Origin of the sequence: Verrucosispora sp. WMMD1129 (genome assembly GCF_029581255.1) — a bacterium.
Lineage (GTDB): Bacteria > Actinomycetota > Actinomycetes > Mycobacteriales > Micromonosporaceae > Micromonospora > Micromonospora sediminimaris.
Window position 1 is genome coordinate 187,149 of sequence record NZ_CP120741.1, and the last position, 20,941, is coordinate 208,089.

Below are 20,941 nucleotides of genomic sequence, written 5' to 3' on the forward strand. Positions count from 1 at the left end.
CCGCAGCCGGACACCGTGCCGGTCCCGACCACGACACCGGTCCCGACCACGACACCCGAGAACGGAGCAACAAGCATGTCGACCTCCCGGCTCGGTGGCAACGGGCTGCGGCTCGCCTACGACCGGCGCGTTGTCGCCGAGGACCTCACCGTTGCGGTGCCCGACCGCTCCTTCACGGTCATCATCGGCCCGAACGCGTGCGGTAAGTCCACGCTGCTGCGAGCGCTGTCGCGGCTGCTGAAGCCGGCCGCCGGGGCTGTGCTGCTCGACGGCGCTGACATCCGTCGGCTGCCCGCCCGAGCCGTGGCCCGTACGCTCGGGTTGCTGCCCCAGTCGCCGATCGCTCCCGACGGCATCGGGGTGGCCGAACTGGTGGCCCGGGGCCGCTACCCGCACCAGGGGCTGCTGCGTCAGTGGTCCCCCGACGACGAGCGGATCGTCGCCGAGTCGATGGCCGCCACCGGCGTCGACGACCTCGGCGACCGGCTGGTCGACGAACTCTCCGGTGGCCAGCGGCAGCGGGTCTGGCTGGCGATGGCGCTGGCCCAGCAGACGCCCCTGCTGCTGTTGGACGAACCGACCACGTACCTCGACATCGCCCACCAGATCGAGGTCCTCGACCTGTGTGCCCGCCTGCACGAGGAGCAGGGCCGCACGCTGGTCGCGGTGCTGCACGACCTCAACCACGCCGCCCGCTACGCCACCCACCTGATCGCGATGCGCGACGGACGGGTGGTGGCCGCCGGCGAACCCCGCCGGATCGTCACCGCCGAGCTGGTCGAGGAGGTCTTCGGCCTGCCCTGCCGGGTCATCGACGATCCGGAGACAGGTACGCCGCTGGTGGTTCCGGCAGCCCGCGCCCGAGCCGGTACGGTGGCGCGGTGAGCGCCCGCCGCTACCGCGACGACTACGGCGTCCCGCACCTGCGCGCCGACGACCACCTGTCGCTGGCCTACGCCCAGGGTCGGGTCACCGCCCTGGACCGGGCCTGGCAGCTCGAGGTGGAACGGCACCGGTCCCAGGGCACCTCCGCCTCGTTCCTCGGCGCCGACGCGGTGGCCTGGGACAGCTTCGCCCGCCGGGTGCGGCTCGACGACACCGCGCGACGTTGCCACGCCGCCCTCGACCCGGCCACCGCCGAATGGGTGGGTCGCTACGTGGACGGGGTCAACGCCGCGCTGGCCACCGGTGCGGCGCAGGCCCCGGAGTTCGCCGCCACCAGCCTGCGACCGGGCCGCTGGCAGCCGTGGACGCCGCTGGCGATCTGGCTCGGTCACCACGTGCTCTTCGCGGGCTTCGGCACCAAACTCTGGCGCGACCACGTGGCCCGCCGACTCGGTCCGCAGGCGACCGGCCTGTTCGCCGTCGACAACCACGTCACCTCGGGCAGCAACGGCTGGCTGCTCGCCGCCGACCGCACCGCCACCGGGGCCGCCCTGATCGCCGGTGATCCGCACCGGATCATCGAGGCGCCCGGCATCTACCAGCAGATCCGCCTCGCCTGCCCGGAGTACGACGTGCTCGGGTTCGCCGTGCCCGGCGTTCCGGGCATCCCCCACTTCGGTCATGCCGGCCAGGTCGCCTGGGCGATCACCAACGCGATGGCCGACTACCAGGACGGGTACGCCGAACGGCTGCGCCGCCGGGGCGACCGGGTCGAGGCGTACGGGCCGGACGGGTGGCGGCCCGCGCACCGGCACGTCGAGACGATCGAGGTGGCCGGAGCCGCACCGGTCGAGGTCGAGGTGATCGAGACCGACCGGGGACCGCTGATCTCCGGTGGGCCCGACGACGACCCGGCCGTCACGGTGAGCCTGCGCCATCCGCCCCGCGTCCTCGGTGAGCTGGGCTTCAGCGTCCTGCCGGCGCTGCTGCGGGCACGGACCGTCGACGACGTCGACGCGGCACTGGACGGCTGGGTCGAACCGGTGAACGTGGTCCTCGCAGCCGACACGGCCGGCGGACTGCTGCACCGGGTGGCTGGCCGGGTGCCGCGTCGCCACCCGGACAACGGGCTGCGGGTGGTCCCCGGTTGGGAGGCGAGCCACGCCTGGCGGGGCTGGCACGACATGCCGAAGGCACCGGTCGACCGGGTGGCGGTGATGGCCAACGACCGTGGCATCGCCGCCGAACTCGGGGTGGAGTTCGCGCCGCCGTACCGGGCCGACCGGATCCGCCACCTGCTGGACGCCACCGACGACTGGGGTGCCGAGCAGTTGGCGACCGTGCACACCGACACCCAGCTGGCCGCCGCCGCGCCGCTGCTGGACCTGCTCGCCACGCTGGACGGGCTCGGCCCGGCCGCCGCCGGGCTGCGGGAACGTCTGCTGGCCTGGGATCGCCGGATGGCCGCCGACAGCGTGGACGCCGCCGCCTTCGCCGACCTGCGGGCCGCCGTGACCCACCGGCTCGCCGCCCACCCCGCGCTGGCGACGCTTGCCGAACCACCCGCCTATCCCGAGGTGTTCCGGCCGTGGCTGGCCCTGCTGCCCCGGGTCGGGTACGCGGTGAACCCGCTGCTGCACGCCGACCTGCCCGGCCTGGATCGGGCCGACCTGCTGAGCGAGGCCCTGACGGAGGTGGCCGCCGACGGCGACCCCCGGCGCTGGGGCGAACGGCACCGGCTCCTGCCGTGGCAGGCGCTGCCCGAGCCGGCCGCGCCGCCGGGTCCGCAGCTCTCCGGCGACCACGACTGTGTGCTGGCCACCTCCAGCGTCCCCGGAGTCACCGACCTGTGCCTGCGCGGGCCGGCGGCCCGCTACGTGTGGGACCTGGCTCGGCGGGACGACAGCCGCTGGGTGGTGCCGCTCGGCGCCACCGGCAGTGGACCGCACCGCGACGACCAACTGCCGCTGTGGGCCAGCGGCGAACTGATCCAGACCGGCTGCGACTGGGACCGGCTGACCGAGGAGCACGATGACTGACCGGCACCACTACGAACGGCACGTGCCCCGATTCGGTGTGGTCACCTTCCGGCCGGTCGAGCCTGACACCGACGCCGACGTCATCCACTCCTGGGTCAGTCAGGAACGGGCCCGGTTCTGGGGGATGCGCGACGCCGACCGGGAGCAGGTCGCCGAGATCTACCGGTACGTGGACTCGCTCTCCACCCATCACGCGTACCTCACCCTGCGCGACGGGCATCCGGTGGCGCTGTTCCAGACCTACGAGCCGGAGCACGACCCGGTCGGCGAGTGCTACCCGGTGCGCCCCGGTGACCACGGCGGGCACCTGCTGATCGGCACCCCGGTACGGCCGGAACCGGGGTTCACCGGCACGCTGCTGGGCGAGTTCGTCTCCTTCGTCTTCACCGACCGCAGCCGGCTACGGCTGGTGATGGAACCGGACGCCCGCAACGACAAGGCGATAACCCGGCTGCGGCGGGCCGGTTTCGTCGACGGCCCGCTGATCGACCTGGCCGACAAGCGGGCCCGACTGATGTTCCTCGACCGCCCCCCGGACTAGACCCTGGTCGAAGTCCTCGGCCGAGCCGAGGCGGAGTCCAGCCGGCGGTCCGGCCAGGCGGGGCCTAACCCCGACATGCCGCATGTCGCGCCTTCCCGCCGCCCGGACCGCGCGAGATGCGGCATGTCGCGGCCCCGCCGCCGCAGAGACACCGCGAGATGCGGCATGTCGCGCCTTCCCGCCGCCCGGACACCGCGAGATGCGGCATCCGGCGGCGGTCAGTCGGCCTGCGTCGGTTCGCAGCGTTCGGACAGGGCGTAGCGGGTGAGCACCACGTCACCGATCTGCCGCGCCTCGACCACCTGCGCCCGCCGACCCGGGTGCCACGGGAAGCTGCCCTCGCCGACGAACCGCGGTGCCCGCCGGTCAGCCACGAAGAACGGGGCCACCACCAGGTGCAGCTCGTCGGCGAGCCCCGCCGCGAGGAACTGTCCGTGCACGCCCGCGCCGCCCTCCACCAGCAGCCGGCCGACGCCCCGCTCGGCGAGGTCGGCCAGCATCCGCACCAGGTCGACCGGCTCACCGGCGTCGACCACGGTGGCCAGCGCGCCCAGCCGGTGCCGGGTCTTCTCGACCGCGCCGCTGGCGCTGTAGACGATCCGCTCGGTGTCGCCGACGGTGAACAGCCGGGCCTGCGGATCCAGGTCGCCGCAGCCGGTCACGGTCACCCGGGTGGGCGACGCCGGCAGGCCACGGGCGACCCGCGCAGCCCGGCGCCGTTCGCAGCGCACCAGCAGCCGGGGATCGTCACGGCGGACGGTGCCGGCGCCGACCAGGATCGCGTCGCAGCCGGCGCGGACCTCGTCCACCCGGTCGAGATCCGCGTCGTTGGACAGCAGCAGCCGCTCCTCGGTGGCGTCGTCGATGTAGCCGTCGATCGAGGTGGCGCAGCTGAGCAGCACGTACGGCCGGGCCACCCCGGGCGGGCCGGTCACCGGACGCAGGGAAGGTCGGCGGTGCGGGCCGCGCGGCTGGCCTTCGCCGCGAGGTAGTCGGCGTTGGCCGGGGACAGGAACACGCCGGTGGGCACCTGCTCGGTCACGGTGATCCCGAGCCGACCCAACTGGTCGGTCTTCTCCGGGTTGTTGCTCAGCACCGCGATCGGTCCGACGCTGAGCGCGGCGAGCATCTGCGCGGCCACGGTGTAGTCGCGTTCGTCCTCGGCGTGACCGAGCGCGACGTTGGCCTCGAAGGTGTCCAGCCCCGCGTCCTGCAAGGCGTACGCGTCGAGCTTGGCGTACAGCCCGATGCCCCGGCCCTCCTGGCGCAGGTAGAGCAGGTAGCCGCCGACGTCGGCGATGCGCTGCACCGCCTCACGCAACTGCGGCCCGCAGTCGCAGCGCTGGCTGCCGAACACGTCGCCGGTGAGACATTCGCTGTGCGGGCGGACCAGGGGCACGTTGCCGCCGCGTTCGGCAGCGGCGGTGTCGCCGAGGGCGAAGGCGAGGTGCTCCCGGCCGTCGACCAGCCCGTCAAAGGTGAACAGCCGGGCCGTGGTGGTGTAACCGTCGGGAAACCGCAGCGGCACGGTGACCTGCGTCCGGATGGTGGCGACAGGCAGTGATTCGGACATGGGTCTCCTCGTCAGACGGTGGCGGGTACACGGATACGTCGGGCCAGCAGCACGGCGGCTCCGGGCAGGCTCGCGACGAGCACCAGGGCGCCGTACACCGTCGCGGTAGCCACCCCCTCGGCGGCGGTCAGGCCGGCGGCGGCGAACGCCCACGCGGCCACCCCCTCGCGGGGGCCGAACCCGGCGACGTTGGCCGGCACCCCCATCGCGAGCAGGGCCAGCAGGGTCAGCGGCAGCAGCAGGGTCAACGGGGCGGTGGAACCCGCAGTGCGTGCCGCCACCAGGAAGGTGGCGAGGTGCCCGGCGACGGCCAGCGCCGAGGCGAACAGCACCCCGGCCCAGGTACGCCGGCCGAGCAGCCCGCGTCGGACGTCCGAGACGGCGGTGCCCAACGCGCGCGCCCACCGGGAGGCACCGGACTGCGGCAGCAGCCAGGCGGCCAGCACCACGGCGACCAGCACCGCCACCGCCACGGCGGTCGCCACCGGCAGGAACGGACGCACCGGCGACGGGAAGGCGAACAGCAGCACCACGGCGACCGCGACCAGCACCACCTGCCCGGCCATCCGTTCCCATACCACCGCCCGGATGCCGCGTCCGACGTCGCCCACGTCGCGGCCGTGCCGCACCGCGCGGTGCACGTCACCGAGGATCCCGCCGGGCAGCGTCGCGTTCAGGAAGATCGCGCGATAGCAGTGGGCGACCGCCTCCCGCAGTGGCAGCCGTACGCCGAGCCCGCCCGCGACGAGACTCCACCGCCAGGCGGCGCAGACGGTGGTGAGGACGCCGATGGCGAGCGCGGCGGCCAGGGCCGGCGCGTCGATCAGCCGCAGTCCGGCCAGGAACGGACCGGTGCCGAGCCAGCAGAGCAGCCCGACGAGGACGGCCAGTCCCAGCACCAGACGGGCCCAGCCCCAGAACGACCGGCCCACCGGGGTCGCCGTGGGCGCGGCGCCGCCAGCTTCATCCCCCACTCGTGCCTCCCCGGCATGACGATCTTCCCTGACTGTACGCACGCAGCAGGTCGGCTGCCGGTTCAACGGGGCAGCGCCAGCAGGTCGACGTGACCGACCAGTACCCCGAGCCGACCGGTTTCAGCCTCCGCCAGCCGACGGCGTTCGTACTCGCCGGTATGGGCGGTCAGCTCGGTACGTTCCTCACGAGCCGCGTCGAGCCACCCGGTGAACCACTCCGCCGCCAGGGCGGCCTGCTCCGGACCGAGCAGCCAGGGGCTGGGGCGTCGTTCCACGTCCACCCCGTGCCGGGCGAAGGCGGCGGCGCAGGCGTCGACCGCGTCCGGCCCGAGCAGCCGCCGACCGCCGACGGTACGCCGCTGGTGGGCGTTGAAGGCGGCGGCGACCTCGTCGTCCAGCGGGTCGGCCGGGGTCAGCCGTACGGTGCCGGTCACGGAGATCAGGAGCAGGGCCGGGCACCCGGCCTCGGCGCAGGTGGCGACCAGTCTGTCGAGTTCCTCGACGGTCAGCATGTCGAGCAGGGCGGAGGCGGTGACCAGGGCGGCGTCGGCCAGCTCGGCGGCGGTCAGGCGGGTCAGGTCGCCCTGGCGCGTCTCGACGGTCACCGGCGCGCCGTCGGCGGCGGTGGCGGGCATGCCGGCGCGGGCCCCAGCCAGCAGGTCGGGGTCCTGGTCGTGCAGGATCCAGTGCTGCGCGCCGGGCAGCAGCGGGGCCAGCCAGCGGCCCAGTGAGCCGGTTCCGGCGCCGAGGTCATGCACCACCAGGGGGCCGTCGCCGGGCAGCGCCGCCCGCAGTTTGTCTACCAGTTCGGTGGATCGGGCCGCCACGTCGGCGGGTTCCCGCAGCGCGAGCCACTTCGCGAAATCGGGCGGGAGATCGATGCTCATGCCGACGCCTCCTTCAGGGCGGTGGTGATCCGGGCGACCGTGCTGCCCCAGTCCGCGAGGGTGTCCCGTCGCTGGCCGGCGGCGTGCCGCAACTGCTCACGCAGGGCCGCGTCGTCGAGCCAGCGGCGTAACGCCGTGGCCAGCGCGGTCGGGTCGTCGGGCGGCACCAGCAGACCCGGCCGGTCGCCCGTCGCCGTGCGCCCGAGGGCGTCGGGCACTCCGCCGACGGCGGTGGCGAGCACCGGTACGGCGCGCGCCAGCGCCTCGGTGACCACCATCCCGTACGTCTCACCGCGCGACGGGTGCACCAGCAGGTCGGCGGCGGCGTACGCGGCGGCGAGCCGGTCACCGGCCAACGGCCCGGTCAGCCGGATCCGAGCGGTGAGCCGCCCGGCGCTGATCCGCTCGCGCAGCCGGTCGACGAACTCCGGCTCCCGGTGCAGCGGTCCGACGCAGGCCAACGTCCAGTGCCGGTCGGCCACCATGGTCAGCGCCTCGACCAGGACGTCGTGCCCCTTGTGCCGGGCGACCGCCGCGACGCAGAGCAGGGCCGAACCGGTCGCCGAGCCGGTCGCCGGCGACGCCGGGTCCACCCCGGGCGGCGCCACGTGCACCCGTTCGGCGGGCAGCGGGTACCGCCGCAGCAGCGCGTCGCGGGTCCAGGCGCTGGTGGCCACCACGGCGGTGACCGCGGCCAGCGCTCGGGCCTCGGTGTCGTCGTCCCGGGGCAGGTGCACCAGCGCGACCAGGCGCAGCCGCCCGGAGTGCGCGGCGAGCACGTCCGGCACCACCGAGGCGACCAGGCCGTCGACCAGCACCAGCGCACCGTCCGAGGTACCGGCCAGCACCCGCGCCAACGCAGCCTGCGCCGCCGGGGACGGTCTCGGCCAGTCACCGGACACGGCGTGCTCGCGGACCAACCAGCCGGCGGCGGTGAGCCCGGCGCAGATCCGCCGGTCGTAGCCGTTGCCGCCGCTGGGCGACGCCGGGTCGTCGATGTCGCCCGGCAGGATCACGTGCAGGGTCGGCACGTCAGGCGGTGCGCTCACCGACGGCGGTCGAGCCGGGCAGCGCCCGCTCGTAGCTGGCCCACGCCACGTGCGACTCGTGCAGGGTGACCGTGATCCCGGTCAGGCCCCGGGCACCGCCGCCGAGTTGACCGGCGGCCACCCGCTCGGCGAGCCGGTCGGCGATGGTGCGGGCCAACACCTCAGTGGTGGTGTTCTGCCCGGCGAACGCGGGTTCGTCGTCGAGGTTGCGGTAGTTCAGCTCGCCGAGCACCGCCTTGAGCTGCTCGGTGGCCAGTCCGATGTCGACCACGATGCCGTCGTCGTCGAGGTCCGGCCGGCGGAAGGTGGCGTCGACCACGAACGTCGCGCCGTGCAGCCGTTGGGCGGGGCCGAAGACCTCACCACGGAAACTGTGGGCGATCATGATGTGGTCACGGACGGTCACGCTGAACACGGTTCACTCCCCGTCGTAGGTGATGAGATGGCACAGCGCGGGCAGGTCGCCCCCGCTGAGTCGGGTGAGTACGTCGGGCAGTTCCGCGAACGGCGACCGGCCGGTGATCAGCACGTCGAACGCCGGGTCGGCAAGCAGGTCCAGGGCGAGCGCCATCCGGTCGGCGTAGCTGCGACTGCCGCGTCGCGCCGGCGCCACCATGCCAACCTGGCTGCTGCGGATGTTCAGCCGTCCGGAGTGGAACGCCCCGCCGAGGGAGAGTTGCACCGGCCGGTCGCCGTACCAGCTCAGTTCGAGCAGGGTGCCTTCCGGCGCGAGCAGGTCCAGGCCGCGTTGCAGGCCGGCGGCGCTGGCGCTCGCGTGCACCACCAGGTCACGGCCGTCGCTGGCGGTCTCGGGGGCAGCGAAGTCGACACCCAACGCGGCGGCCACCTCGGCGCGGGACGGATCGGTGTCGACCAGTTCCACCCGTACCCCGGGGAAGCGGGCCAGCAGGGCGGTCACCGCACAGCCGACCATGCCACCCCCGACCACTGTCACCCGGTCGCCGACCAGGGGCGGGGCGTCCCACAACGCGTTGACGGCGGTCTCCACGGTGCCGGCCAGCACGGCACGGGCCGCCGGTACCTGCGCCGGTACGACGGTCACCGCCTCCGCCGGCACCACGTATGCGCTCTGGTGCGGGTGCAGGCAGAACACCGTACGTCCGAGCAGGTGCGCCGGGCCCTGCTCGACCTCGCCGACACTGAGGTAGCCGTACTTGACCGGGGCCGGAAAGTCGCCATCCTGAAACGGGGCGCGCATCGCGGCGTACTGGCTGGCGGGCACGCTCCCGGTGAAGACCAGGGTCTCGGTGCCCCGGCTGACCCCGGAGTACCGGCTGCGCACCAGGACCTCGTCGGCGTCCGGTTCCGGCAACGTCACCGGACGGATCTCACCCGCGCCGGGAGCCCGGAGCCAGAAGGCGAGGGCGGTACGCGTCACGGATTTTTCTCCTTACCTGCGTCCAGACCGAACCGATCCGTCGTATTTTCCGTAGTTCCCTGGCAGGGGTCGTCGATCATAAACACGGAGGCACGGTGTCCACAGTTCGAACCGGTCCGCAAATCGGGCTGATCGTCCAGATCGCGCTGCTGGCGGCGCTCGCCGCGACGGTCGGTCTCGGTGTCGCGGGCTGGCTGGCGGGCCTGGCGTACGGGGCGGTGACCTGCCTGGCGCTCGTGCGTGGGCTGCGTCACGCGGGCTCGACCCGGCTGGGACCGGCCGACTGGGTGACGATGGGTCGGGGACTGCTGGTCGGGGCGGTGACCGCGCTGATCGCCGACTCGCTGACCGGCGATCGTCCCGCGCCGGTGGCGCTGCTGGTGACGATGACCGCGGTGGCCCTGGCCCTCGACGCGGTCGACGGCAAGGTGGCCCGCCGCACCGGTACGACAAGCGCCCTCGGCGCCCGGTTCGACATGGAGGTCGACTCGTTCCTGGTGCTGATGCTGAGCCTCTACGTCACCCCCTCGGTCGGCGCCTGGGTGCTCGCCATCGGCCTGATGCGGTACATCTTCCTGGTCGCCGGCTGGGTGCTGCCCTGGATGAACGCGCAGCTGCCGCACCGGTACTGGCGTAAGGTGGTCGCCGCGGTCCAGGGGATCATGCTCGCGGTCGCCGCCGCCCAGGTGCTGCCCGGGATGCTGACCACGGTCGTGCTGGTGGCCGCGATCGTCCTGCTGGTCGAGTCGTTCGGGCGGGACGTCAGCTGGTTGTGGCGGCACCGACCCGTCCGGACCGTGCCGGCACTTGTGGTGCCGGCGGCACCGACCATGCCGACCGTGCCGATCGGCGTGCGACGGGCCGATCGGGTCGACGAGCGCGACCTGTCCACCGCCCCCGTACTGTCGCTGCGCTGACCCGGGAGACCCAGTTGTCGATCGCCGACCCGGCGTCCACGCCCGACGCCGACCAGAACCCGAGCACCACCACCGACGTGGATGACGCCGCGTCCCGGCCAGCGCCGGTCACCATGCGCCGACGGATCCTCGCGCGGGTGGCCACAGCGCTCGCCGCGCTGCTGGTGCTTGTCACGTTCACCCTGCCCAACCGGCCGTGGCAGCTGGAACCCGGCGCGTTTCTACGAATCCCACTGGAGGCGCTGCTGCTGGCGGCGCTGCTGCTCGCGCTGCCCGGTCGGCCCCGCCGGGTGGTGGCCGCGCTGGCCGGTGGGCTGCTCGGGCTCGTCGCCGTGGTGAAGGTCGGTGACCTGGGTTTCTACTCCTCGCTTGGTCGCCCGTTCGACCTGGTGCTGGACTGGTCGCTGCTGGACGAGGCGTTCACCTTCGTGGCCGAGTCGATCGGCCGACCGGGCGCGATAGCCATCGCGCTCGGGGTCGGGCTGCTGCTGCTGGCCGTACCGGTGCTGACCGCCCTGTCGGCGGTACGGCTGTCCGGGGCGCTGGCCCGACACCGGACCGGCAGCACCCGGGCGGTCGCCACGCTGGTGCTGGTCTGGGCGGTGCTGGCGGCCTTCGGGGCGCGGATCGTGCCCGCCATGCCGATGGCCGACACCAACGCCACCATCCTCGTGCAGGAGCATGCCGCCGAGGTCCGGGACCGGCTGTACGACCGCCAGGCGTTCGCCAGCGAGGTCGGGGTGGACCCGTTCCGGGACGTGCCCGCCGACCAGCTGCTCACCGGTCTGCGCGGCAAGGATGTGCTGATCGCCTTCGTGGAGAGCTACGGCCGCGACGCGGTCACCGACGCCGAGTTCGCGTCCATTCCCCGGATGCTCGACGAGAGCGCCGATCGGTTGGCCACGGCCGGGTTCGCCACCCGCAGCGGCTTCCTCACCTCGCCGACCATCGGCGGAGCGAGCTGGTTGGCGCACGCCACCCTGCTGTCCGGCCTGTGGGTCGACAACAACCAGCGCTATCGGAACCTGCTCGCCACCGACCGGTTCACCCTCGGCGATGCGTTCCGGCGCGCCTCCTGGCGTACGGTCGGGGTGATGCCGGCGGTCAACCAGGCGTGGCCGGAGGGCGCCTTCTACGGCTACGAGCAGTTCTACAGCGGCCCCGACCTGGGCTACCAGGGCCCCAAGTTCGCCTTCGCCCCGATGCCTGACCAGTTCGCCATCCACCAGTTCCATCAGCGGGAGCTGACCGGACAGCGGGACCGTCCGGTCATGGCCGAGCTGGCCCTGGTCTCCAGCCACTCCCCCTGGACGAAGGTGCCGTCGCTTGTCGACTGGGACGCCATCGACGACGGCGAGGTGTTCCGGCGGGGCATCATCGGTACGCCGACGGCGCAGGCCCGCACCGGTTACCGGCACTCGGTCAGCTACACGCTGCGTACCCTCATCTCCTACGTGGAGCGCTACGGCGACGACGACACGGTGCTGGTCTTCGTCGGTGACCACCAGCCCGCGCCGGTGGTCACCGGCGAGAATCCGAGCCACGACGTGCCGATCCACATCGTGACCAAGGACCAGGCGGTGCTGCAGCGCATCAACGACTGGGGTTGGCAGGACGGCCTGACCCCGGACCCGAGCGCACCGGTCTGGCCGATGAACGAGTTCCGCGACCGTTTCCTCACCGCCTTCGGCCCCACCGGATCCCGCCCCCAAGCCCAACCCCGCTGACCCACCCCCACCCCCGCGATCTTGCGCTTTCTGTCCCCGCAAGAGGGGCATAGGGCACATTTCGACGACCAAAGCTGCAAGATCGCGGGGGTGGGGTCGGGTCAGGTGGGTTTGTGGGCTACCAGGACGTCGCGGACTATGGCTTGGTCGACGCGGTGGGAGAGGGCGCGCCAGGGGCCGGTGTCGAGGACGGTGAGGCCGGCGGCGGCCAGGCACTCAGCGGCGGCCTCACGCCGGGCGACGTTCGTGTTCCAGGAGATACCCAGCGCGCCACCGGGGCGCAGCACCCGCGCCCACCCGGGGGCGGCGGCGGTGAGCAGGGCGAGGGGGTCGCGGGCCAGCCCGTTCTCGGCGGTACGGCTGCCGTGCTGCACCCCGTAGGGCGCGTCGGCCACCACCACGTCGATCGTCTCCGGGCGGAAGAACTCACCGACCCGGGTGGTGTCCGCGTTCACCACGTCCACCGACTGCACGTCGCCCGCCTTGTGGGCCTCCTTCGAGGCGGCCAACTCCACCCGCAGCCGCCGGCCGACCACCTTGCGCTCCCGACGGATCGGCCCGGACTCCAGCACCCGGTGCTTGATCCGCTTGCGCTTGAGCCAGGTGCTCAGGAACGTCTGGTACGCCTCGAAGTCCTTGCTGTCCCGGTCCAGGCCGGCGGCGTCGAAGCCGTACATCATCGCCTGGTTGAGCGTGGTGCCCCTGCCGCACAGCGGATCGAGCACCCGGAACCGTCGGGTCAGCAGCTCGCCGGCCCCGTCCGAGGCGAGCAGTGTGACGTTGAGCAGCAGCTTGGTGAACTGCTCGTTGGTCTTGCCCGGGTACTTCTGGATGGTGAGCAGGTCGTCGTCGAAGCGGTCCAGCCGGGTCACCGGCACCGGATTTAGCAGCTCGCCGACGAACTCGAAGATCGCGTACGCGCCGGAGAGGTTGCCCAGCAGCGCGGCGTCCTGCTCGCTGAGGCCACCGGCGGCCTCGAATGTGATGTAGCGCGCCCCGCCGATGGTCGCGGTCGCCACCTCACCGATCCGCCCACCGAGCACCGCGTCGCCGAAGATCTCCAGCTCCGCCCGGGTCAACTCCACGGCCGCCCCCGAGTACACCCGGTTACTCGACGGCAGACTCAGCACCCCATACCTCGTCACGACCGCCCACTATCCCACCCCACCCCGCGCTCCCCCGCACAACCCTCGCCGATCATGCAGGTGTGGCACCCGGAACAGCCCGTTTCGGGGCGTTCGTGGGGCACCACACCTGCATGATCGCGGCGGCGCGGGTCAGGAGGGCAGGCCGCCGACCTGGGAGTTGATCCAGGAGCGGATCGAGGTCAGGTCACCGTAGATGGACGGGGCGGTGGCGCAGGTGGAGCTGTTGTTACCGGCTCTACTGGTCGCGCCGATCACGTTCCACACGCCGTTGATCCGGCGCACCTGCGGGCCGCCGGAGTCGCCGTAGCAGGCGCCGGCGTTGCCGTTGGTGTTGTTGGTGCAGATCTCGTACGGACCGTTGATGCCGCTGCACCGGCTGTCGGACACGATCGAGGTGTCCAGTTCGTGGGCCACGGTGGGCGCGGAGCCGCAGCCGCGGGGCGCGCAGGTCTGGCCCCAGCCGATGATCCGGGTGGCCGTGCCGACGGCGCCGGAGGTTGTCGGGATGGGTGCCGGCGCGTAGCTGACCGAGCTGGCGAGTTGGAACAGCTTGACGTCGATGCTCGGGTGGTTGACCGCCCGGCTGACCCGGACGACAGTGCCGCCGCTGGTGCGGTTGATGCTGCCCACCCGCACCGACGACGGGGTCGGGCAGTGCCGCGCGGTGACCACCCAGTTGGACTTGATCAGGGTGCCGGTGCAGCCGGAGGTGTAGACGAGCCACGGGTAGTTCTCGGTCGCCGGCCGGCCGTTGACCACCAGGATCCCGACAGCGGCGTCCTCGGTCCAGGTGTAGCTGCCCGCCGCCGCCGACGCGCGCACGCTGCCGGCGAAGAGCTGGTTAACCCGGCTCGCCTCGGCGGCGCTGGGGTACGCGTTGGTGCAGGAGACCGGCGCGCTGCTGCCGGACATCAGGTCGGAGCAGAGCCCGGTGCGCCGGTCGGGCAGGCCGAGGATGTGACCGAACTCGTGGGTGGCGATCCTGGTGCGGTGGTAGCCCTGGTTGACCGCCTGCCAGCCCATCCAGATGCGGCCGGAGCCGAGCCCGGTGACCTGCGCCCGGGGCCAGCCACTGTCGACGTAGATGGTGACGCCGGCGGGCGTGCCGGGCACCAGCCGCACGTTGCTGACCCGACTGTTCCAGATCTGCGCGGCCTGGTCGAAGTTGGTCCGGAACTCGCCGGCCCGGCTGGCGTCGTAGTAGACGGTCCGGGCCGCCGAGGCGCTGGCGGCGGTGGCCACCTGAAGCCCCGTCGCCGCCAGCACCGCCGCCAGCGCGGCGGTGGCCGCGCGCAGCAGTTGTCGTCGGATCATCACGCACTCCCTGCGAACTGAGCGGCGCGCCGACACGCCGCAATCGATGTGCGTAAATATTAATGGGCGCCCTTGGATGGTTGTCATCGCGAAAGCGTCATACCGCCCGGCGCTGTTACCCCTGCGTTACGCCACGGCGAAACTGCCGTGGCGTAACGGCGCGACCGTGGGATTTCACCAGGTCAAGCCCGCACGTCCCAGGGACGAGGCGGGCTGGAAGGGAGCACCGAATGAGGACCAGAAGGACCGTCACCACGCTGCTCGTGGCGCTCGCCGCGCTGATCGCCGCCACGGCCGCGCCGAGCACCGCCACGCAGGCGGCGACCGGCACGCCGTACTGCGGAATCACCTGGGGCAGCGCCGACAAGACCGCCGGGGCGCTCAGCTCCGCGCCACTGATCGACGTGCGAACCGGTCGGCACGACTGTCACGACCGGGTGGTGTTCGAGTTCGACGGCCCGGTCACCGGCTACAGCGTCGGCTACGGCGAGACGTACACCGAGGGTGAAGGGTTGCCGCTGTCGCCGTACACCGCCGGTGGCGCGCTGCTGCGGGTCTCGCTGCGCGCCCCCGCGTACGACGACGAGCACCTCGCGACGGTGCCATACCGGACCGGCGAGCACGTGGCGAACGTGCTGCGCTACCAGACCCTGCGCGACGTGGTCTTCGGCGGCAGTTTCGAGGGCTACAGCACATTCGCCGTCGGTGTCCGCGCCCGGCTGCCGTTCCGGGTGTTCGTGCTGGCCGGACCCGGCAACCACAGCCGGATCGTGCTCGACGTGGCGCACCAGTGGCAGGAATGACCGACCGCTGCGGTGAGGGTCCGGCACCGGCCGGACCCTCACCCTCGCCCGTCACGCCGAGCGACGTACCTGCCGTCCGGGACTACCCTGGGTGCATCATGGACGGCCGCGTGCTGGTGGTCGAGGACGACGCCTCCATCCGGGAGGTCACCGCCCTCGGGCTGCGTCGCGCCGGGTTCCGGGTGGACACCGCCGCCGACGGCCGGCAGGCGCTGACCGCCTGGCGGGCCGGGACCGTCGACCTGATCGTGCTGGACATCATGCTGCCCGGCCTGGACGGCCTCCAGGTGTGTCGGGAGATCCGGCGCAGCAGCGCGGTGCCGATCCTCATGCTGACCGCCCGTACCGACACCATCGACGTGGTGGTCGGTCTCGAATGCGGTGCCGACGACTACCTGCGCAAGCCATTCGACCTGCCCGAGCTGGTGGCCCGGGTCCGTTCGGTGCTGCGCCGCGCCGTGGTGCCACCCGAGCCCGGCGCGTTGCGGGTCGGCGACCTGGAGATCGACCCGGGCGCGTTCGTGGCCCGCCGGAACGGTCAGGAGCTGCCGCTGACCACGACCGAGTTCCGGCTGCTGCTGGAGTTGGCCCGCCGACCGGGGCAGGTGTTCACCCGCGAGCTGCTGCTGGACCGGGTCTGGAACCACAGCTACCTCGGTGACAGTCGGCTGGTCGACGTGGCGGTGCAGCGGCTGCGCGCCAAGGTCGAGGCGGACCCGGGCGCCCCTCGGCTGATCCGCACGGTACGCGGCGCCGGGTACAAGCTCGTCGCCGGATGAGCGGCCGACGGCGATGGGTGCAACGCCAGCACGGGAGACGACGGCAGGATCACCGACCGTCCGTCCCGGCCGGCTGCGCCGCCGGCTGACCATCGCGTTCGTGCTGGTCGCCGGAATCTCCGCCGGAGGGCTCGCCGGTGGGTCGTACCTGCTGCTACACCAGGCCCGCTACGACGCGTCGTTGCACGCCGCCGCGGCCGACGCCCGCTACCGGTTGGTGCTCGCCGGGCAGTTCCTGCCGCTGACCGAGCAGCGCCGCACCGAACTGCTGACCAGCTTCGAGGGCAGCGACCGGCACGTGGTGCTGATCGCCGAGAACACCTGGCCGTCGGACCCGGCGTACGCGCCGCACCTGACCGAGCGGCTGCGCAGCACCGTGGCAGCCGGACAGCTCGGCTACCAGCGCAGCTCCGGACCGACACGGCTGCTCGTGGTGGGCGGACGGATTCCCGGCTCGACCGCCGAGCTGTACGTGATCACCGACGAGAACGACCTCGCGGCCGGGTTGGAGCAGCTCCGCAACGCGCTCGCCGCCGGCTGGGTGCTTGTGGTGCTGCTCGCCGCCACGGTCGGGCACACCCTCGCCCGGCGCACCCTGGAACCGGTGGGGCGGGCCAGCCGGGCCGCGCGAGCCATCACGGAGGGGCTGCTCGCCACCCGGCTGCCGGTGGCCGGACGGGACGAGTTCAGCGGGTGGGCGGCGTCGTTCAACGAGATGGCCGAGGCGTTGGAGGCGAAGATCACCGCCCTGCACCACGCACAGGAACGCGAGCGGCGGTTCACGGCCGACGTGGCGCACGAGCTGCGTACCCCGGTGACCGCCCTGGTCGGCGCGGCCTCGCTGCTGCGCGACCACCTCGACCAGTTGCCCACCGATGCCCGGCGCGCCGGTGAGCTGCTGGTCATCGACGTGGTCCGGTTGCGTCACCTGGTGGAGGACCTGATGGAGATCTCCCGGCTGGACGCCGGGCGGGAGGCGGTGCACATGACCGACGTGGACGCACCGGACCTGGTACGCCGGATCGTGGCCGCTCGCGGCTGGCCCGACCGGGTCACGGTCGACGGCGACGCGCTGCGCCTTCGCACCGACCCGCGCCGACTGGAGCGGGTGCTGGGCAACCTGATCGCCAACGCGGTGCAGCACGGTGGCGGTGAGGTGCGGGTGCGGACGGCCCGGGCCGGTGACCGGGTGCAGATCGACGTCGACGACCGGGGGCCGGGAATCCCGGCAGAGCACCTGCCCCGGCTGTTCGACCGGTTCCACAAGGTCGACCCGGCGCGATCCGGCGGCGGTAGCGGGCTCGGTCTGGCCATCGCCCTGGAGAACGCCCGGCTGCTCGGCGGCCGATTGACCGTGCACAGCACCCCCGGCACCGGCACCCGATTCCGCCTCGACCTGCCCGACATCGCGCCCGCAGGCGTCCCGTCCGCAGAGCGCACCGGGCCCGGACGGGCGTCTGCGGGGCTACCCCCCAACGTCGGCGGCTCCGAGCTGACGGGCGGCACCGGATGATCCGGTGCCGATCCGCGACGCTGATCGCCCTGGTGCTGCTGGTCGCCGGGTGCGCGCCGTCGCGGTCAGGCTCGCTCGGGCCAGCGCCCACCGCCGCCGCGCCGATCGCGCCAGCTCCCACCAGCGTCGGCCCGTCCGCCACCATCGCGCCGCCGCCCACCGACGCCCCCGCACCGACCACGCCCGGCATCGGCACCACCGGCGTCGCCCGGCCGGAGACCCTCACCCTTGAGCTGTGGTACGTCCGTGACGGGCGGCTCGTCCCGACCCGACGCACCCGACCCGCCACGGTGGCCACCTCCCGGCTGGCCCTGGCCGAACTGGCCGCCGGGCCGACCCCACGGGAGGCCGACGCCGGTCTGGTCACCCTGCTGCCGGACGGTGCCGAGGTGAGCCGGATCGTCGCCGGTGTCGCCACCGTCCGGCTGGCCGCCATGGCCGACCCGGTCACCGCCCGGCTCCGTGAGGCGCAGGTGGTCTACACCCTCACCCAGTTTCCCACCGTGCGACAGGTCGACTTCGGCGCCGCCACACCGGCCGGCCGTGCCGACCACGCCGACCTGCTGCCACCGATCGTGGTCACCGGCCCGGTCATCGGCGGCCGGGTGACCAGCCCGGTCACCGTCACCGGCAGCGCCGACGTCTTCGAGGCGACGGTCAATGTCCGGGTGCTTGACGCCGCCGGCCGCCAGCTCGCTACCGCCTTCACCACCGCCACCTGTGGCAACGGCTGCCGGGGCGGGTACCGGGTCGCCGTGAGATACCGGCTGTCGGCCGAGCAGAGCGGCACCATCGAGGTGTACGAGGTGTCGGCGGTCGACGGCTCCCGTACGAAGGTGGTGGCGGTGCCGGTGACCCTGGCCGCGACCCGCTGAGCCGGCTCCGCAGCGACGGGCGGAAGGTCGGTCGCGGCTGGCGACTCGATCTCGACGACCGCGGCTACGATCTCCGACGTGTCTGCGAACGCCGTGACCGGGATGGCCGGTGCCTGGACGGCCGCTGCCTCGGCCCGCCGGACGGCGCTGCTGGTGCTGTCAGGGTTCGTCATCGCCGGGCTCAACACCGGCATCGGGTACGCCGCCGCTGGCACCAGGGCTGTCGCGATCGGGACCGGCATCGTCCTGTCGCTGGCCTTCGTGTTCGCCGTCCGCCTCCTGCACCGGGCGGCCTGGCTGGCCTTCCTCTCCTTCCTCCCGGCCCTCTTCGTCCTCGTCGGTTCGGTGCAGCTCGCCCCCGACCTGGCGCTCGAACAGCGCGGCGTACGCCAGGAGGTCACCGTCGTCGACACACAGGCCGACGGCAGCCGGCACACCTTCACCCTTTCGGGCGCGACCGGGCCCCTTGCGGAACCGCTTGTCTACCAGGGCAGTGACCCCGGTTACCGGATCGGCGAGCGGCTCACCGTGCTTACCGACCCGGACGGGGAGCTCACCCTCCAGGACGCCGACCGGGTCGACTCCGGCGGCAAGCTGATCGCGCTCCTGCTCGGCGTCAGCGGCTGGACCTTGATCGCCCTGCTCGCCGGGTGGCGTGGTCACGTCCGCCGCCGCACCGGCCGCGAGGACACCCTGGTGATCTAGCGGGTAGCGATGGTGTCGAGCGAGGGCGGCAGGGATCCTCGACCTGGGGCGGTCACCCCGGCAGCCGCCTCGCAAGGAGGGCCGGTCACGAGCGACGATTCTGCCCTACGGCCGGAGTCTTTCTCTCGACACGGCACGGCTGGGCCGTTCGTCGGACCCCGATCGCACGACGTGACGGCGGCCACCACAGGAGGTTCACTGCATGACCGAGAACGCCGCGAAACGTGACCGCACCGCCGTCTGGTCGCTGGTCCACGCGGAACGGGCGGCACTGGCCGACGACCTCGCCGGCCTGACCGCCGACCGGTGGGCCACTCCGTCGCTCTGCACAGGTCTGACGGTGCGTGAGGTCCTCGCCCATCTCACCGCGGCGGCGAGCCTGAACCCCGCGCGCTGGATGCTGGGCGTGATCCGATGCCGATGGGACTTCGACCGGCAGGTGCTCATGCGACTCCGGGAGCAACTGGGCGACACCCCCGACGACACCCTCGACAGGTTCCGCGGGATCGTCACCAGCACCACCAAGCCACCCCTGCCGGTGGTGGCGATGCTCGGCGAGCAGGTCGTGCACGGCGAGGACATCCGCCGCCCTCTGGGGCTGGAGCGCCCGTACCCGATCGAGACCGTCACCCGGGTAGCAGAGTACTTCGCCGGCTCCGACCTCACCGTGCCGGCCAAGGGTCGGATCGATGGGTTGCGCCTGGCGGCGACGGACGGCCCCTTCGCCACCGGTTCCGGGCCGCTGGTGTCCGGTGGCACGCTCGCGCTGACGATGGCGATGACCGGGCGGCGGGCCTACTGCGCGGACCTGACCGGCGACGGCGTGCCGATTCTGCTCGGCCGGTGCCCCACGGCGTGAGCCCACCGTCCACCGGGTCGGTGAGCGCCGCCCACCGACCGTTAATGAGCCGTCCTCATATTTGGCGTTGACCCTCCCACCCGGCCGTGCGATATAGATATCCATGAAATCTGCGTCATCACCGTCGTCTCCCCCGCCGACGCTCGCCGCCGGCCAACCGCCGCGCCGGTCTGGTAGCCATGGCCGGCGAGGGCTGGGCCGGCTCGTCGCCGGACTAACCGTCCTGGGCGTGCTGGTCCCGGCGGCACCGGCTCACGCCAGCTCACTGCCCAACCTGCCGCACAACGCCGGCGGCTACGAGTCGTCGTTCTCGCCCGCCTACGACTACGACACCGACGGCTGCTACGCCGTGTCGGCTATCAGCCCGGACGGCACGATCAACGGCGGGCTACGGACCACCGGGGCGATCAACGGCAGCTGCCGGGACCGCTCCGACCTGGACATGTCGCAGACGTACGCCCGGTCCAAGTGCAACAACGGCTGGTGCGCGATCGTCTACGCCAGCTACTTCGAGAAGGACCAGGCCGTGCACGGCAGCGGTCTCGGCGGCCACCGGCACGACTGGGAGCACGTCATCTCCTGGGTCGACCAGGCGGCCAACCGGGTCGAGTACGTCAGCACCACCCAACACAGCAGCCGGCGCACCTACCCGCGTGCCCAGATACGGTTCGACGGCACCCACCCGAAGGTCGTCTACCACAAGGACGGCGCGTCGACGCACTTCTTCCGGCTCGCCAACAACAACGACGAGCCGCCGGAGAACCACTACCACGTCTGGCACTACCCGCCGGTGGTGGACTGGAACGGCTGGCCCAGCACCGAGCTGCGCACCCGGCTGATGGACGCCGACTTCGGCGCCGCCACCATCAAGATCAAGGATGGCTCGTTCGAGTACCTGCTCAACGCCGCCAAGCCGGCCGGGATTCCCTTCGACCCGTACGGCTGACCGGCCGC

At 72.7% G+C, this 20,941-nt stretch carries 19 protein-coding genes and 2 pseudogenes; 12 read left to right on the forward strand and 9 right to left on the reverse strand.

What is annotated here, in order from left to right; all coding sequences use genetic code 11:
- Positions 1-75 precede the first annotated feature (75 nt).
- Genes O7624_RS00890 through O7624_RS00900 form a run of 3 tightly spaced genes read left to right on the forward strand, consistent with a single transcriptional unit; the run spans position 76 to position 3,465 of the window.
- Complete coding sequence (locus O7624_RS00890; RefSeq protein ID WP_210933508.1) at positions 76-885, forward strand: ABC transporter ATP-binding protein; 810 nt, start codon at positions 76-78, stop codon at positions 883-885.
- Entirely contained in the window at positions 882-2,924 is a 2,043-nt protein-coding gene (locus tag O7624_RS00895; protein ID WP_282238509.1) for a penicillin acylase family protein, read from the forward strand. Before O7624_RS00890 ends, O7624_RS00895 begins: the two co-directional genes overlap by 4 nt.
- On the forward strand, positions 2,917-3,465 hold the full coding sequence (locus O7624_RS00900) for a GNAT family N-acetyltransferase (protein WP_282238510.1): 549 nt from the start codon (positions 2,917-2,919) through the stop codon (positions 3,463-3,465). The genes O7624_RS00895 and O7624_RS00900 overlap by 8 nt, the downstream gene beginning before the upstream one ends.
- A gap of 218 nt (positions 3,466-3,683) precedes the next feature.
- Here O7624_RS00900 and O7624_RS00905 read toward each other — a convergent pair whose 3' ends face one another.
- From O7624_RS00905 to O7624_RS00935, 7 genes are all read right to left on the reverse strand, one after another.
- Positions 3,684-4,400 carry a dihydrofolate reductase family protein gene (locus tag O7624_RS00905; RefSeq protein WP_282238511.1) on the reverse strand — a complete coding sequence of 239 codons (717 nt, stop codon included), beginning with the start codon at positions 4,398-4,400 and terminating at the stop codon, positions 3,684-3,686.
- Positions 4,397-5,038, reverse strand: coding sequence for a GTP cyclohydrolase II (gene ribA / locus O7624_RS00910; protein WP_210933505.1), 642 nt, complete (start codon positions 5,036-5,038; stop codon positions 4,397-4,399). The genes O7624_RS00905 and ribA overlap by 4 nt, the downstream gene beginning before the upstream one ends.
- Before the next feature lie 11 nt (positions 5,039-5,049).
- The gene (locus O7624_RS00915; protein WP_282238512.1) at positions 5,050-6,012 is read right to left on the reverse strand and encodes a lysylphosphatidylglycerol synthase domain-containing protein; all 963 of its coding nucleotides are present in this window, start codon (positions 6,010-6,012) and stop codon (positions 5,050-5,052) included.
- Positions 6,013-6,074: 62 nt separating this feature from the next.
- Positions 6,075-6,899 (reverse strand): class I SAM-dependent methyltransferase, encoded by an 825-nt coding sequence (locus tag O7624_RS00920; protein ID WP_282238513.1) that lies wholly within the window; start codon positions 6,897-6,899, stop codon positions 6,075-6,077.
- Positions 6,896-7,948 carry a glycosyltransferase family 4 protein gene (locus O7624_RS00925; protein WP_282238514.1) on the reverse strand — a complete coding sequence of 351 codons (1,053 nt, stop codon included), beginning with the start codon at positions 7,946-7,948 and terminating at the stop codon, positions 6,896-6,898. The genes O7624_RS00920 and O7624_RS00925 overlap by 4 nt, the downstream gene beginning before the upstream one ends.
- Positions 7,932-8,363 carry a 6-carboxytetrahydropterin synthase gene (locus tag O7624_RS00930; RefSeq protein WP_282238515.1) on the reverse strand — a complete coding sequence of 144 codons (432 nt, stop codon included), beginning with the start codon at positions 8,361-8,363 and terminating at the stop codon, positions 7,932-7,934. Before O7624_RS00930 ends, O7624_RS00925 begins: the two co-directional genes overlap by 17 nt.
- 3 nt (positions 8,364-8,366) lie before the next feature.
- Positions 8,367-9,347: a zinc-binding alcohol dehydrogenase gene (locus O7624_RS00935; RefSeq protein ID WP_282238516.1), complete on the reverse strand. Its 981-nt coding sequence runs from the start codon at positions 9,345-9,347 to the stop codon at positions 8,367-8,369.
- Positions 9,348-9,442: 95 nt separating this feature from the next.
- Here O7624_RS00935 and O7624_RS00940 point away from each other — a divergent pair.
- Both O7624_RS00940 and O7624_RS00945 read left to right on the forward strand, forming a co-directional pair.
- Positions 9,443-10,132: pseudogene (locus tag O7624_RS00940) on the forward strand (CDP-alcohol phosphatidyltransferase family protein); the annotation flags it as partial.
- Positions 10,133-10,401: 269 nt separating this feature from the next.
- Positions 10,402-11,991: pseudogene (locus tag O7624_RS00945) on the forward strand (sulfatase-like hydrolase/transferase); the annotation flags it as partial.
- 101 nt (positions 11,992-12,092) lie between these two features.
- On the opposite strand, the gene O7624_RS00950 reads toward O7624_RS00945, so the two are convergent.
- Both O7624_RS00950 and O7624_RS00955 read right to left on the reverse strand, forming a co-directional pair.
- Entirely contained in the window at positions 12,093-13,136 is a 1,044-nt protein-coding gene (locus tag O7624_RS00950) for an SAM-dependent methyltransferase (protein WP_282238517.1), read from the reverse strand.
- A gap of 132 nt (positions 13,137-13,268) precedes the next feature.
- On the reverse strand, positions 13,269-14,540 hold the full coding sequence (locus tag O7624_RS00955; protein ID WP_348774973.1) for a snapalysin family zinc-dependent metalloprotease: 1,272 nt from the start codon (positions 14,538-14,540) through the stop codon (positions 13,269-13,271).
- A gap of 143 nt (positions 14,541-14,683) precedes the next feature.
- On the opposite strand from O7624_RS00955, the gene O7624_RS00960 reads away from it, so the two are divergent.
- The 7 genes from O7624_RS00960 (at position 14,684) to O7624_RS00990 (ending at position 20,933) form a co-directional block, all read left to right on the forward strand.
- Positions 14,684-15,256 (forward strand): hypothetical protein, encoded by a 573-nt coding sequence (locus tag O7624_RS00960; protein ID WP_282238519.1) that lies wholly within the window; start codon positions 14,684-14,686, stop codon positions 15,254-15,256.
- A 98-nt stretch (positions 15,257-15,354) separates the two neighbouring features.
- On the forward strand, positions 15,355-16,035 hold the full coding sequence (locus O7624_RS00965; protein ID WP_282238520.1) for a response regulator transcription factor: 681 nt from the start codon (positions 15,355-15,357) through the stop codon (positions 16,033-16,035).
- Positions 16,036-16,048: 13 nt separating this feature from the next.
- A complete protein-coding gene (locus tag O7624_RS00970) occupies positions 16,049-17,548 on the forward strand; it encodes a HAMP domain-containing sensor histidine kinase (RefSeq protein ID WP_282238521.1) in 1,500 nt (499 codons plus the stop codon).
- Positions 17,545-18,423 carry a Gmad2 immunoglobulin-like domain-containing protein gene (locus O7624_RS00975; RefSeq protein WP_282238522.1) on the forward strand — a complete coding sequence of 293 codons (879 nt, stop codon included), beginning with the start codon at positions 17,545-17,547 and terminating at the stop codon, positions 18,421-18,423. The genes O7624_RS00970 and O7624_RS00975 overlap by 4 nt, the downstream gene beginning before the upstream one ends.
- 78 nt (positions 18,424-18,501) lie before the next feature.
- Positions 18,502-19,128 carry a hypothetical protein gene (locus O7624_RS00980; RefSeq protein WP_282238523.1) on the forward strand — a complete coding sequence of 209 codons (627 nt, stop codon included), beginning with the start codon at positions 18,502-18,504 and terminating at the stop codon, positions 19,126-19,128.
- 202 nt (positions 19,129-19,330) lie between these two features.
- On the forward strand, positions 19,331-19,987 hold the full coding sequence (locus O7624_RS00985; protein WP_282238524.1) for a maleylpyruvate isomerase family mycothiol-dependent enzyme: 657 nt from the start codon (positions 19,331-19,333) through the stop codon (positions 19,985-19,987).
- A 229-nt stretch (positions 19,988-20,216) separates the two neighbouring features.
- Positions 20,217-20,933: an NPP1 family protein gene (locus O7624_RS00990; protein WP_282238525.1), complete on the forward strand. Its 717-nt coding sequence runs from the start codon at positions 20,217-20,219 to the stop codon at positions 20,931-20,933.
- Positions 20,934-20,941: the final 8 nt, after the last annotated feature.

Excerpts from the sequence above, each read along its gene's own strand:
- O7624_RS00890 (WP_210933508.1), top strand. The coding sequence starts at position 76 with ATGTCGACCTCCCGGCTCGGTGGCAACGGGCTGCGGCTCGCCTACGAC.
- O7624_RS00900 (WP_282238510.1), top strand. The coding sequence starts at position 2,917 with ATGACTGACCGGCACCACTACGAACGGCACGTGCCCCGATTCGGTGTG.
- ribA (WP_210933505.1), bottom strand. The coding sequence starts at position 5,038 with ATGTCCGAATCACTGCCTGTCGCCACCATCCGGACGCAGGTCACCGTG.
- O7624_RS00920 (WP_282238513.1), bottom strand. The coding sequence starts at position 6,899 with ATGAGCATCGATCTCCCGCCCGATTTCGCGAAGTGGCTCGCGCTGCGG.
- O7624_RS00955 (WP_348774973.1), bottom strand. The coding sequence starts at position 14,540 with ATGACAACCATCCAAGGGCGCCCATTAATATTTACGCACATCGATTGC.
- O7624_RS00960 (WP_282238519.1), top strand. The coding sequence starts at position 14,684 with ATGAGGACCAGAAGGACCGTCACCACGCTGCTCGTGGCGCTCGCCGCG.
- O7624_RS00965 (WP_282238520.1), top strand. The coding sequence starts at position 15,355 with ATGGACGGCCGCGTGCTGGTGGTCGAGGACGACGCCTCCATCCGGGAG.
- O7624_RS00970 (WP_282238521.1), top strand. The coding sequence starts at position 16,049 with ATGGGTGCAACGCCAGCACGGGAGACGACGGCAGGATCACCGACCGTC.
- O7624_RS00975 (WP_282238522.1), top strand. The coding sequence starts at position 17,545 with ATGATCCGGTGCCGATCCGCGACGCTGATCGCCCTGGTGCTGCTGGTC.
- O7624_RS00985 (WP_282238524.1), top strand. The coding sequence starts at position 19,331 with ATGACCGAGAACGCCGCGAAACGTGACCGCACCGCCGTCTGGTCGCTG.